Here is a 12,656-nt window from a genome sequence, read left to right as displayed (position 1 = left end):
CACCAGGACGGCCCGGCCGGGAGGGATGGCGCCCGGCCGGGCCGCGGCCGGTTGCAACACGGCGGTCCGGGCGGCACCCGGAGTTCACCTCCGGTGCGTCCAGAGCTCGTCCGGTGCTCGGATTCGGGTTGCCCGGCTCGGCGGTAATGGCCGACAGCCCGAGCGGTGGAACAACCTGGGTTCCAGCGTTTCAGCGTTCCCGCGCATCCGCGCGCCGCGCAAGACACCCCGGAGGACGTGTGCCCCCTGCTGCCGAGGCCGAGCCCGCCCAGGGCGAGCGCGTGAGGACCACGGGAGAGGGACCCGGGACGGCGGACGAGGCCGCGCGGGAGAAGCCCGGTGGCCCCGGTGCCCCGGGCGGTTCCGGCGGCGTGCGGCGGCCGATGCCGGTGTTCCGGCGCAGCGTGCGGCTGCGGGCGGCGGTCGGTGCCGCCGTGCTGACCGGAGTCGTCTTCTGCCTCGGCGGACTGAGGGCCGGCAGCTACCCGTTCGGGCCCACGACCCGCAACATCGTCGACCTCGGCCAGCAGTACCTGCCGTACCACGCGTACTGGCGGAAGCTGCTGCTCGGCGAGGCCGACGGCGACATGTTCCTGAACTGGACCTCGGGTTTCGGTTCGAACTTCCTCGCTGACTTCGGCACCTATCTGAGCAGCCCGTTCGACGTGATGGTCGTGCTCTTCCCGGCGGACCGGACCGAACTGGCCCTCTACGTCATCACCGTCGCCAAGATCACCGCGGCCGGTGCCGCGATGTCGGTCCTGCTGCTGAAACTGCGCCGCGGCCCATGGCCGGTGGCCGCCGTGCTGGGGGCCGCGTACGCGCTGTCCGGCTGGACCTTCAACTACGGCGCCTACGTCCCGATGTGGCTGGACGGCCTGCTGGCCTTCCCGCTGCTGTGCCTGGTCGGTGAGTGGGCACGTGCCGGGCGTCGCCCGGTGCTGGGCCCGCTGGTCGTCGCACTGGCCTGGGTCGCGAACTTCTACACCGCGTACATGGCGACCATCGGGGCGGCCGTCGTGCTGGTGGTCCGGCTGCTCACGGCCGACGACACCGGCCGCAGGCGCCTGACGGGCCTCCTGCGGGCCGCTCGGGGCGTGGCCGTGGGCATCGGCCTCGCCGCACCGGTCGTCGTGGTGATCTACTCGGCCACCCGCGTCGCGGATCCGACTCCCGAGGTGACCTTCTCGGCCGTCGCCTGGGCGGACGTGTTCGCACGGCTGCTGCCGGCCACCTCGAGCGTGGCGACGCCCGCCCTCTACATCGGCACCCCGGCCCTCGCGCTGGCGCTGACCCTGCCCTTCAACCGCGCTCTGGCGCCCCGCGTCCGTGTCGCCTGGACCGCCACGATCTGCCTGGTGGCACTGTCCATGCAGTGGGGGCCCACCCATCTGCTCTGGCACGCCGGAGCCTCTCCCAACGGCATCCCCTACCGCCAGACCTTCGTGCTCTGCGGACTGCTCCTGATCGCGGCCTGGCTGTCGACGGCCCAGGGGCTGCCGCGGCTGCCCGCGCTGCTGGGCGCCGGCGGGCTGCTGGCCGTGCTGACGTTCGCGGCCCGCGGGAGCGCGGACATCGACCGGTGGACGTATCCCGCCTTCGTCGCCGCCACGGCGCTCGCCGTGCTCGCCGCCGCGGCCGTCCTGCTCGTCAGGCGGTACGGCGTCGGCGCCCGGGTGCTGCCGGTCCTGGCCGTCGCCCTGCTCGTCGCCGCCCAGGCAGGTGAGACCGCCATCACGGGGACCCGTATCGAGCAGCAGCAGTTGCAGAAGGTCTCCTGGGCCCCGCGGCTGGGTCCCTGGCACGAGGACATGGAACGGGCGACCGCGCAGAAGGACGCCTGGCCGCGGCACCGTACGGATCCCGGAGAGGTTCCGGGCGGCAACGACGTCCTGGTGGTCGGCGGACAGGGTGCCGACTACTACAGCAGCCTCACCGCGGACGTCTACTCCAGCACGCTGTCCTCCCTGGGCTTCGGCTACTACGCCAAGGGGCGGCACCCGGTCAGCCTGGACAACCCGGTGACCGACGCGATCTTCTCCATCGGCACCCGTATGCACTCGTCGCCCTCGGCGCCGGTACAGCTGGACGAGCGACCCGAGGCCACGATCACCTCCACCGACACGGCCGTGCCCCCGCTGGTCACCGTCCGCCCGGACGTCCGGCTCCCCGACGGACAGGTCCGCTTCGGCGACTCCGCCTTCGCCAACCAGGAGTTGCTGCTCGGCGCCAAGGTCTACGACGTGCCGGGCGACCTCACCCGGTCGAGCGAGACCACGGGCACGGGCACGGCCAAGGGCGCGAGTACGGCCACGGGCACGGCAAAGGGCGCGAGTACGGACACGCTCACGGGCACCTGTACCGCGGGCTCGCGGGTCTACTTCTGGGCGCCCGAGTACAAGGGCACCGCCGCCCTGGACGGACAGAAGCCCGTCAGCTTCGACGGCAAGCTGCCGGCCGTGCGGGGCGCCATGCAGTCGCTCGGCACCGTCCCGGCCTCCGGCTCGGTGCGGATCGACCTGCGCGCGGACCCGCACTCCGCCCCGCGCTCCTCGGCCGGGCCGGTCCTGCCGCGACAGCCGGTCGGGTGTCTGGTGCAGGACCGGCTCGACTCGGCCGTGCGGCAGCTGACGGAGACCGGCGCCACCGGCGTCCACGTCTCCGGCCACACCATCTCCGCCGAGCTGCCGGCCGGCAGCACCGGAACCGCCGTCATCGCCGTACCGCGGATCTCCGGATGGACCTGTGCCGCGGGCGACGCGGCTCCCGTGCCCGCCGAGCGGTATCTGGGTCTGCTGGCCGTCCCGCTCGACGGCGAGGCGAGCGACGGCAAGGCGACCTCGATCAGCTGTACGTTCCGGCCGCCGGGGCTGCGGCTGGGCGGCGCGGTCGGCGCGGCCGCTCTGGTCTCCCTGGTGGCCATCGGATTGTGGCACCGCCGCCCGCGCATGCCTTCGAGGGCGACCGGGGGCTGAGGACCGGGGACTCAGTAACGAGGACTCAGTATCGAAGGCTCAGGAACGAGGGCTCAGGAACCGGACTGACGAAGCCGTCACGGGTTTCTTCGCAGGACCACAAGAATTCACCCGCAGTGCAAATTCGGCTCGTCCGGCGGGGTATCAGGGCGGATATTCTGCGGGAAAGACTGGTGTTCGAGCGTCTGGATTCCGTGTGCCGAAATTGTCCGTCATAGTGCCACTTCACAATGTCGGCATCTATGCTCCCGACACCATGCGCAGCCTCGCGAACAACGCGGACCCGGCCTTCGAGTTCCTGCTGATCGACGACTGCTCGACGGACGCCACACCGGAAGTTCTCGACCACTGGCAGAGCCGGATTCCGGGCGCCAGGGTGATCCGCCACGAGACGAACCGGGGCGTGGCCCAGGCGCGCAACACCGGTCTGGACGCGGCGACCGGGGACTACGTCACGTTCCTGGACGGCGACGACTGGTACGCGCCCGGTCATCTGCGCGCCATGGTGGCGGGCATCGAGAGGCTGGGCTGCGACTTCGCCCGTACCGACCATGTGCAGGCGACCGGCAGGTCACGCCACATCCGCTACGCGCCGGCCAAGCTGCGCGACACGGTGATGAACCCCCGGGACGGAATCGCGCCGTCGAGCATGGTGACGATGGTGGACTACCCGTTCGTCCCGTTCGGCATCTACAGCCGCCGCCTCTTCGACAACGGCGAGTCGCGGTTCGAGACGAAACTGCGCACCGCGGAAGACCGGTTGTGGATCTGGCGCCTGCATCTGAAGGCAACGTCGTACGCGGCTCTCGGACTGCACGGGGTCTTCTACCGGCGCGGTGTCACCACGTCCCTCACGCAGATCACGGACAACCGTCAGCTGGACTTCATCCCGTCGTACGACATATTGCTCGAAGAAGTGGCCAAGGACGCCGAGGCCGACCGCTTTCTTCCGAAGGCTGTACGGACCTACTGTGCCATGATCGCTTTCCATATGAACAAGGCGGACCAGTACGAGTCGGCCGTTGCCAAGCGGCTCAAGCGCAATGTGGCCGATGCGCTGCACCGTATGCCCCAGCAGGTGCTGGACCAGACCCTGGCGACGATGGACACCGCACGCAGCACGATGCTCCAGCGTCTGCGCGACACGAGAAGGGCCGCCTGAGCCATGGACATGCACCAGCGCACTCAGATCTTCCAGGTTTCGACGCTCTACGGAGCGGCCACACTGGCGGCGGCACTCGATGCCGGGCAGTTCGGCGCGCGCGAGGACGTCCGCCGGATCCTGCTGGTTTCCAACAACGCCGAAATCCCGGAAACGGCTCTCCGGCTCGCCGCGATGACCGGCTACGACCGGATCGCCGCCCGGTTCGACGACGTGATCGACTGGAACGAGGCCATCCGTCCCAATCACCCGGGCTCCTGGGGTCCGCGTCCGGAGGAGACCCCGCTGTGGCAGCGGGCGTTCCGGACGGCATGGGGACTGGGTAGCGGACCGGTCGAGTTGATCGTCGAGTCCATCCAGGTCAACCCCGCCAAGGCGCTCGCCGGCATATTCGCGCAGAGCCCCGTCCAGGTGTACGCCGACGGCCTCATGAGCTACGGGCCGACCCGCGGCGAACTGCCGCAGCTGATCGCGTGCCGCATCCAGCGGCTCCTCCACCTCGACCTGGTCCCTGGGCTGCGTCCGCTGCTGCTGTCCGAGTTCGACGTTCAGCCGGAACTCGTACCGGACGGCGCCTTCCGCAAGGTGCTGGCGGAGATCGCCGAATCGGCCGCCGGGGACCGGCAGGTGACGCGAGCGGTCGAGGCCGCCCCCACCGCCCTGCTGCTGGGCCAGTACCTCGCCGCGCTCAGCATCCTCTCGGCCGACGAGGAAGAGGACCTTCACGTCAGTATGCTGCGCGGTGCCGCGGCGGCCGGGCACCGGTCGGTCATCTTCAAGCCGCACCCGACCGCGCCCGCCCGCTACTCGCTGGCCCTGAACGAGGAGGCCGCCAAGGCCGGCGTGGAACTGACCGTCCTGGACGGACCGCTGCTCGCCGAGACCTTCTACGAGCGCTGCCGTCCGCAGCTCGTCGTCGGCTGCTTCTCCACCGCGATGTTCACCGCCTCCGTGTACTACGACATCCCGATCGCGCGGGTGGGCACCGAGATGGTCCTGGAGCGCCTCGCACCGTACGAGAACAGCAACCGGATGCCGCTGACCATCGTGGACCACCTGGTACCGGACCTGGAGCTGGGCGCTGCCCCCGCCGTACCGGGCGCCGCACCGGACACCCTGGGCCCGCTGGTCCGGGCGGTGGGCTACTGCATGCAGCCGAAGCTCCACCGCGGCCTGCGCGACGAGACGGCCCGACTGCTGTCCGACCGTCACGGCGACGAAAGCGCCCGCTACTTCCGGTACTTCCAGCCGGACCGCCTCACCGAACTCACCCTCCCCGGCGGCACCGCCCCGCGCCCCACATCCCGGCTGCGCCGCATCCGCGAGATCCTCGACCCGGCCGGCTGACCGGGACGTGGACCGGACGGCGGCCGGAGCCTGTGCGATGACGTCCCGGCCGTGCTGGATCCCTTGGGTGCTCAGCCGGTCTTCTTCGGAGCGATCTCCTCGATCAGGCCCCCGGCTCGAACCCGTCTCCGACGCGCACTTCAACCCCGCCGTCACATGACCTGCCGAGCTGCCGCCGGTGCGAGGTCAGGACAGTGTGCCGATGACCTTCCGCACCCGAGCGGCGACGTTGTCGGGCAGCGGTGCGTAATGAATGCCGGGAAGGATCTTCTGTCCTTCCTCGCTGGCGGTGTAGGCGAGGAAGGACTTCAACGCGGGGAGCGTCTCGGGCTGATTGCCCACGTCGCAGACGATCTCGTAGGTGACGAGGACGATCGGGTAGGCACCCTCGGCGCGCGTGGCGTAGTTCAACTTCAGGGCCAGGTCGTTGTTCTTGCCGACCACTTCGGCACTGGCGATACCGGCCGACGCCGTTTCCGGGGTGGCGGCGACAGGCCGTGAGGCCCCGGTGGCGATCCTGACGGTAGGGATCTTCAGTCCGGTGGCGAAGGAGAGCTCGAAGTAGCCGATCGTCCCCTCGGTGTTGCGCACACTGTTCGCCACCCCGTCGGAGCCGGTCGCGGAATGGCCGCCCTTGCCCTGCCAGGCCTTCTCCTTCGGGTACGGCCACTCCCGTGGGGCGGCGCCGGAAAGATAGGCGTTGAGGTTCTGCGTGGTACCGGAGTCGTCGGCCCGGTGGACCGCCTGAATCGTCAGATCGGGAAGTTCGACCCCCGGGTTCAGCTTCCGGATCGCCGGGTCGGCCCAGTTGGTGATCTCGGAATCGAAGATCTTCGCGAGTGTCCTGGCGTCGAGTACGAGATCGTCCACGCCGTTGAGGTTGTAGCCGATGGCTATGGGGCCGCCGGTCATCGGCAGGTCGATCGCCTTGCCGCCCGGGCAGGCATCCCTCGACAGCTCGACGTCCGCGGGCTTCAGCGCGCCGTCGGTACCACCGAAGGCCGTTGCCTGCCGCATGAACTGGGCCACGCCCGCGCCGGAACCCAGAGCGTTGTACGCGATCCGCACCGACGGACAGGCCCGCTGGTACTCCTTGATCCAGTGCTCCATCGCGTTCTTCTGTGCCGTCGACCCGGAGCCGGGCACCTTCCCCTCCTGGGCACAGGCGATATTGGCCGGGGGCGGCAGAGTGACGGCACGATCGTCGCTGTCCGCCGCGGAATCGTCGAGCCGGCCCATCGCCACCACTACCGCGCCTGTCACCGCGCACGCGGTCGCAGCAACAGCCGCCCCGACGGGCAGGAAACGTCTTCGGACCTTGCGCCGATGCTGCACCCTGCACTCCCGGTCTTCTTCGATGGCGGCGGACTGCGATGGCAGGCGACCGCCGTTGCCGAGATGCCGGCCCGAGTGGCACACCGGCGCCTCTTCGCCAGTGGATAGATAGTCAGCGATATGCCGGGTTCTCGGGCGAAGCCTGAGCGAACAGTTGGTGTCGTGACGCCGGCCTCACAGTTGCGCTTTCGGTACGAGCGCGCCAAGGAGGAGCCGGGCGGGGGGCCCGGACGCGGGGCCGGAGCGGTGAGGGCGCCTGGGGAACCTCCGGTTCGAGCGGCGGCAGCAGCAGCTATGTATTCGATATGTATCTATGTTGACATACGTCAAACCAAGCCCCCAGGGGTCGCCGTCGGCGCTCCCCGTCGGCAGTCGCCGATTACCGTCGAGGAGCTGTGTTCGACAGGATGGGCACCATGACCGAGATCCGCACGCCCCGCCTCATCCTCCGCCACTGGACCGATGACGATCTTGTCCCCATGGCCGAGATCAACGCGGATCCCGAGGTCATGCGCTGGGTCGACGACGGTTCGGTGCGCGACCTGGAGCAGACGGCCGAGGACATCGAGCGGTGGGAGGAGGAGTGGGACGAGGAGGGCTTCGGCCTCTTCGCCGTCGAGCTCATCGCCTCCGGTGAGCTGATCGGCTTCGCGGGTCTGTCCGTGCCGGAGTACCTGCCGGAGGTGCTCCCCGCCGTGGAGATCGGCTGGCGCCTCGGCAGGCCGTTCTGGGGCCAGGGCTACGCCTCCGAAGCCGCCCACGCCGCCCTGGAGTTCGCCCTTCAGGACCGTGGCCTGGACAGGATCATCAGCATCGCCCGGATCGGCAACGACGCCTCGGAGAACGTCATGCGCAAGCTCGGCATGGCCCCGGAGCGCGAGACGGTGCATCCGGTCCACGGCGTCCCGCTGCGCGTCCACGCCATCGACCTCACCGAATTCCAGGCGTGACCCGCTGACCACCACCCGGGACCGGGAGCCCGTGCCCTGGTCCTCGTCGTGACGGCCCGGCACATGCGCCGGCCGGTGGCTGCCCCCGCGACCTCCCAGGCGCGCGCGAGGCCACCGGCCGGTCGTTGTCGCGAGCCGGTACCGCTCGGCACCTGGCTCGTTTACGGCGGTGCGGGCGCCCTCCGGACGGGGCGACCGGCGCCCACCGCGCAAGACCAGGCCAGGACCGGACGGCACCGCCACATCAATGAAGGTGGCTCGAGTTCACCAGCAGGACCAGCTGGAAAACTTCTTCCTCACGGAACCGGGTGACCGCTCGTAAGCGGACGAACGCTGATGCGGAACCTTGATTCGCAGTGCCATGCTAGTGAAGGCGAGGAAGTGGTCGGCTTTGTGTTCGTATCGTCGACGGAGGCGGCGGCAGCCGGCGGGCCAAGCCATCGTGCGTTCGATGATCCAGCGGTGTCGGCCCAGCCGTTGTGAGGTCTCGATGCCTTTGCGGGCGATGCGGTGGGTGATGCCACGCTCACGTAACCATTGCCGCAGGTGGGGGTAGTCGTAGCCCTTGTCGGCGTGGAGCTTTCCCGGCTTGCGCCGCCTGCGTCCACGGCGGGAGCGGATCGGCGGAGTGCCCTTGACGAAGGGGGTCAGGGCTTGGCTGTCGTGCAGGTTCGCGCCCGAGATTCCGATGGATATGGGCAGACCCGTCCGCTCGGTGATCAAGTGGATCTTCGAGCCGTACTTGCCCCGGTCTACAGGATTCGGACCTGTCAGGTCCCCTTTTTGAGGGCCCTCATGTTCACCGAGTCGATCGCGCAACGGGACCAGTCCAGCTCGCCGCGGGCACCGAGTTCGTCGAGCACTACACGGTGGAGCTTGGCGCATACCCGAGACTTCGACCACTCGCTGAACCGTCGATGGGCCGTCGCCCCCGACAGCCCGAAAGACGCTGTCGGTAGCTGCTGCCATGTACAGCCCGACGTGGCTACGAACACGATCGCCGCCAGAACCTCCCGGTCGCCATGCCTGCGCCGCCCACCGTCCTGAGGTCGCGACGGTGCCTCCGGCACCACCCGCTGGAACAGCTCCCACAGCTCATCCGGCACCAGCCGCTCAACAATCCCCACGAGCTGTCGCGCCTACGACTTGCTTGAGCAGATGGTCTCGGTCCAGGTCGCCTGGAGGTCACGGCAGACAATGGTGAGTGTGCCGTCCCAGCAGGCGATCTCGTGGCTGCAGCCGTGCCTGTGGGGCATGATCTCGTCGAGAATCACAGTTCCGAGGTCCGTTTCTCGGTCCTCGTCGGCGGGAACGATGATGAAGCTGGATACCCCTGCGTAGCGTACGACCAGGTCTCGGTCATGCTTCCAGCAGTTGTGCTGGAACTCGACCTCCATCTCCTCGCCGCTGGTACCCCGGACGGCCCGGAGCGTCAGATCCTTCACGCATCGCCTGCTGCGGAAGTCGTAGTGGTCCGTGTCAGTGGCGAAAGCCAGGGCGCCCGGCGGCAGATCACTGGAGATCGAGGGCAGATGCTCCAGGTAGCGACTCGGGTCCAAGACCCCTGACAGGTCGCCGACCTGCGCATCGAGATTGATGTACTTCATCGGCCTTCGCCCCCCACTCGTGGCTTCCTACTGGCCGACGAATCGTCGCACAGACCCACCAAATGAGATGACGTCTAACTCCGTGACAGCCTGGCCGTGCCAGACCGCTCGCAGTCGATTCGTGGGGCGGTCTGGCGCTTACGCATCCCCCTCGTAGTCAATCCCACCGCGCAGCCACCGGTGGGAATCGCCCCTTGCCTGGGTAGTTGGTCAGGGGTCCTGCGTCTGCCAGACCGCGTGACGTGACGCCTCGGTGCTTCCCGTGGATCCCCGCCGGATCGGGCACGGGAGAGGCAAGCCCAGGAGGGGGACGTATGCCGGGTGGGATGACAGTCGCGTTGATCTCTGCTGGGTCCGCACTGGCGGCAAGCATGCTCACGGGGAGCATCACGTGGCTGGTGATGAGGACACAACTGGCTCATCAGGCCCGTGAGCAGCGGTCTACTCGACGTGAACAGTTGCTGCGCGATGTCTGTGCTCAATGTCTTGAGGCGATCAGCAGAGCACGGCTAGAGCTTGGTGCAGTTGGAAAGGCAGCCGTGTCTCAGTCGGACGAACTGAAAGCCGCAGCAGAGCACGAGCTGGACGTCGCAGTAAGAGCGCTCTTCACGCACAGGACCCACCTCACGCTCGTTGCAGACCCGAAATTGCAGAGGCTCGCAGCTGGAATGACCGACGCGTTTGAATCCCTTTGGTACAAGCAAGAGCAAATCCTCATGGAGCGAGTGCTGGCATCAGAAGAAGACCTCTGGTCGGCACAGTCCAGGGAGGCGGAGAAACTTGAGGAGGCCATGGCCAGCTTTGTTGCTGGAGCCAGCACTGTGCTGGCCTCCCTCTAGCAGCTCTACGGCTGAGGTCGCCGTAGCGGCTTTGGGGGAACTGTCATGGGACGAACCATGGCCCCTTGCGATCGGGCTGGCTCCTGCCTGCCGTCAACGTGGCTACAGCCCGTTCTCGGAGCGGGCTGGCCCCCGCGTGCCGGTGCTGCTCGCCGCGACTCTGGTCAGCCTCGGGGCGGCGCCCATCGAGGCCAGCGACGCAGACCTGCCCGACCTGGGCAGAGGAGAGCTGGAGGGCTCGAAACTTCACCGCGTATTCTCCGCAGCCACCCGCAGAAACACATTGACAGCCGGACGCCGCCGGACCGCTCCCAGTCGACCTCGGGGGCGGTCCGGCGCTTACGCGTCCGCTACGCCCGCCCCGCTACAGTCCCTCTGGCCAGCAAAAAGGCCCTCCTGGGCGGAGGGCCGATCGATCGCACGGACTGTGCGCCCCCGGCAGGACTCGAACCTGCGGCCAAGCGCTTAGAAGGCGCCTGCTCTATCCACTGAGCTACGGGGGCCGGATGTGGCCTCGGTGGCCTGGAGCCCCTGGTGGGTCGGCCGTGACCTTGCCGGGACAAGGATAGGGCTCCGATCGCCTTGACCCGGTTGCTTCACCTGCGTGGCACGATGTGGAGGTTCGGTGAAGCGAACCGATAATCGCAGGCAGGTGCGATTCTCGCAGCGCTTTTTTCGTCTCACGGCTCGGGTGTTGTGCACTCGTTATGCCTGCGCCCCACTCGTCCCGTCTGTTCCGTGTGAATGATCGGCACGCAGGGATGTCCATACGCTTCAAAAAGGCTCCAAAATTGGGCATTCTTCGCATGTGGTGACCATGGAAGTACGGCCTCAGCTGATCGACGCACTCTCCGCCCTGCGCGACCGGGTCGCTGCCGTGCGCCTTCCACTCCCCCTTCCAGGCGCTCCGAGGGCGCGGCAGACGAGAGCCGAGCTGCTCGCGCAGCTCGACGACTATCTGGTGCCCCGGCTGAAGGACCCCGAAGCACCGCTGCTCGTGGTGGTCGGCGGGTCCACCGGGGCAGGGAAGTCCACGCTGGTCAACTCCCTTGTGGGACGGCGGGTGACGGAGGCCGGGGTGCTGCGGCCCACGACGCGTACGCCCGTGCTCGTATGCCACCCGGACGATCACCACTGGTTCGCGGACCTGCGCGTGCTGCCCCACTTCACCCGCGTCTCGTTGCCGCAGCAGGAGGAGACCAGGACGACGGGCGTCGCCGGGCGGGGGCCGGCCAAGGGACCGGCCAAGGACAGTGCGCTGCGGATCGAGACCGCCGCGTCCCTGCCGCCAGGACTCGCCCTGCTCGACGCGCCCGACATCGATTCGCTCGTCGTCGAGAACCGGGTCATGGCCGCCGAGCTGATCTGCGCCGCGGACGTGTGGGTCCTGGTGACCACCGCCTCCCGGTACGCGGACGCCGTCCCCTGGCATCTGCTGCGTACGGCCAAGGAGTACGACGCCATGCTCGTCACCGTGCTCGACCGGGTGCCGCACCAGGTGGTCGCGGAGGTGTCCCGGCAGTACGCGGCGCTGCTGACCAAGGCCGGGCTCGGGGACGTACCGCGGTTCACGATCCCGGAGCTGCCCGAGTCCGCCGGCGCCGGCCGTGGCCTGCTGCCGGACAGCGCCGTCGCGGCGCTCCGCGACTGGCTGGCCCACCGGGCGCTGGACCCCGCCGCGCGGCAACAGACCGTCGTCCGTACCGCCGCCGGCGTCATCGACTCGCTGAACGCCCGTATGCCGGAGCTGGCGGGCGCCGTCGCCGCGCAGCACGCCGCCGCCGTACGCCTCGCCGGCGCCGTCGAGGCGGCGTACGCGCAGCAGGCGGAGCGGGTGCGGGGGCAGTTGAAGCGTGGCGCGGTGCTCGCCGGGGACGCGCGCACCCGTTGGCGCGGCTATCCGCGCGACAGCTCGGCCGTCGAGCTCCTCGACGCGCTCGCCGACAGCCTCATCTCACTGCTGCAGTGCGCCGTGGCCGCCGCCGACGAGCGGCTCCTGGAGGCATGGCGGCGCGAACCGGCCGCGAAGGGCGTCGAAGCGGAGTACGCGCGGCTCGACCGGGAGGCGTCCGAGCACATCGGGATGGCTGTACGGCGCTGGCGGCGCGTCCTGGAGGAACTCGCCGAGGAAGAGGTACGCGGACTGGAACAACGTTCCTCCGCATCCGACCCCGAGACCGTCGCCGCGCTGCTCGCCACCGCCCTGCTCGGCGGGCGGCGGGCCCGGATCGCGGGGGAGCGGCTCGCCGAGCGGATCGGGGCACAGGTCGCACTGCGGTTGCGCGACAAGGGCGGTGAGCTGGTGGCGTCGTACGTCGAACGCGTGCTGAACGAGGAGCGCGACCGGCGGCTCGCACCGCTCGACGCTCTTGAACTGTGCCCGGAACCGCAGGCCGAGCTGATCGCCGCGCTGTCCGTACTGCAGAAGGAGAGGTGACCGG

Annotated in this window: 9 protein-coding genes and 1 tRNA gene; 6 read left to right on the top strand and 4 right to left on the bottom strand. The window is 69.0% G+C overall.

Annotated features, from left to right (window positions below):
• The first annotated feature begins 239 nt into the window (after positions 1–239).
• The 3 genes from ACWGI8_RS10305 (at position 240) to ACWGI8_RS10295 (ending at position 5,484) form a co-directional block, all read left to right on the top strand.
• Positions 240–2,975, top strand: a complete 2,736-nt coding sequence (locus tag ACWGI8_RS10305) for a YfhO family protein (RefSeq protein ID WP_453659700.1) — start codon at positions 240–242, stop codon at positions 2,973–2,975.
• A gap of 196 nt (positions 2,976–3,171) precedes the next feature.
• Entirely contained in the window at positions 3,172–4,137 is a 966-nt protein-coding gene (locus tag ACWGI8_RS10300; protein ID WP_453659699.1) for a glycosyltransferase family 2 protein, read from the top strand.
• Between the two features lie 9 nt (positions 4,138–4,146).
• Positions 4,147–5,484 (top strand): polysialyltransferase family glycosyltransferase, encoded by a 1,338-nt coding sequence (locus ACWGI8_RS10295; protein ID WP_453659703.1) that lies wholly within the window; start codon positions 4,147–4,149, stop codon positions 5,482–5,484.
• Between the two features lie 186 nt (positions 5,485–5,670).
• On the opposite strand, the gene pstS is transcribed toward ACWGI8_RS10295, so the two are convergent.
• Positions 5,671–6,747, bottom strand: coding sequence for a phosphate ABC transporter substrate-binding protein PstS (pstS, locus tag ACWGI8_RS10290; protein WP_453659698.1), 1,077 nt, complete (start codon positions 6,745–6,747; stop codon positions 5,671–5,673).
• Between the two features lie 488 nt (positions 6,748–7,235).
• On the opposite strand from pstS, the gene ACWGI8_RS10285 reads away from it, so the two are divergent.
• Complete coding sequence (locus tag ACWGI8_RS10285) at positions 7,236–7,769, top strand: GNAT family N-acetyltransferase (RefSeq protein ID WP_453659697.1); 534 nt, start codon at positions 7,236–7,238, stop codon at positions 7,767–7,769.
• A 264-nt stretch (positions 7,770–8,033) separates the two neighbouring features.
• On the opposite strand, the gene ACWGI8_RS10280 is transcribed toward ACWGI8_RS10285, so the two are convergent.
• Both ACWGI8_RS10280 and ACWGI8_RS10275 read right to left on the bottom strand, forming a co-directional pair.
• Positions 8,034–8,890 (bottom strand): IS5 family transposase gene (locus ACWGI8_RS10280; protein WP_453659702.1). Its coding sequence is split into 2 segments (ribosomal slippage): positions 8,034–8,552 and positions 8,555–8,890, totalling 855 coding nucleotides; the frame shifts between segments, so codons are not numbered across the junction.
• A gap of 18 nt (positions 8,891–8,908) precedes the next feature.
• Positions 8,909–9,376 (bottom strand): hypothetical protein, encoded by a 468-nt coding sequence (locus ACWGI8_RS10275; RefSeq protein ID WP_453659696.1) that lies wholly within the window; start codon positions 9,374–9,376, stop codon positions 8,909–8,911.
• 326 nt (positions 9,377–9,702) lie between these two features.
• On the opposite strand from ACWGI8_RS10275, the gene ACWGI8_RS10270 reads away from it, so the two are divergent.
• A complete protein-coding gene (locus tag ACWGI8_RS10270) occupies positions 9,703–10,215 on the top strand; it encodes a hypothetical protein (RefSeq protein WP_453659695.1) in 513 nt (170 codons plus the stop codon).
• 430 nt (positions 10,216–10,645) lie between these two features.
• On the opposite strand, the gene ACWGI8_RS10265 is transcribed toward ACWGI8_RS10270, so the two are convergent.
• Positions 10,646–10,718: transfer RNA gene (locus ACWGI8_RS10265), tRNA-Arg, on the bottom strand.
• 314 nt (positions 10,719–11,032) lie between these two features.
• On the opposite strand from ACWGI8_RS10265, the gene ACWGI8_RS10260 reads away from it, so the two are divergent.
• Positions 11,033–12,652 carry a dynamin family protein gene (locus ACWGI8_RS10260; RefSeq protein ID WP_453659694.1) on the top strand — a complete coding sequence of 540 codons (1,620 nt, stop codon included), beginning with the start codon at positions 11,033–11,035 and terminating at the stop codon, positions 12,650–12,652.
• The last annotated feature ends 4 nt before the right edge of the window (positions 12,653–12,656 follow it).

The organism is Streptomyces sp. NPDC054841 (genome assembly GCF_053611045.1).
This window is presented reverse-complemented; position numbering and strand designations above follow the sequence as displayed.

Bases quoted from the DNA above. Each gene is read 5' to 3' on its own strand.
- ACWGI8_RS10295 (WP_453659703.1), top strand. From the start codon at position 4,147: ATGCACCAGCGCACTCAGATCTTCCAGGTTTCGACGCTCTACGGAGCG.
- ACWGI8_RS10285 (WP_453659697.1), top strand. From the start codon at position 7,236: ATGACCGAGATCCGCACGCCCCGCCTCATCCTCCGCCACTGGACCGAT.
- ACWGI8_RS10275 (WP_453659696.1), bottom strand. From the start codon at position 9,376: ATGAAGTACATCAATCTCGATGCGCAGGTCGGCGACCTGTCAGGGGTC.
- ACWGI8_RS10270 (WP_453659695.1), top strand. From the start codon at position 9,703: ATGACAGTCGCGTTGATCTCTGCTGGGTCCGCACTGGCGGCAAGCATG.
- ACWGI8_RS10260 (WP_453659694.1), top strand. From the start codon at position 11,033: ATGGAAGTACGGCCTCAGCTGATCGACGCACTCTCCGCCCTGCGCGAC.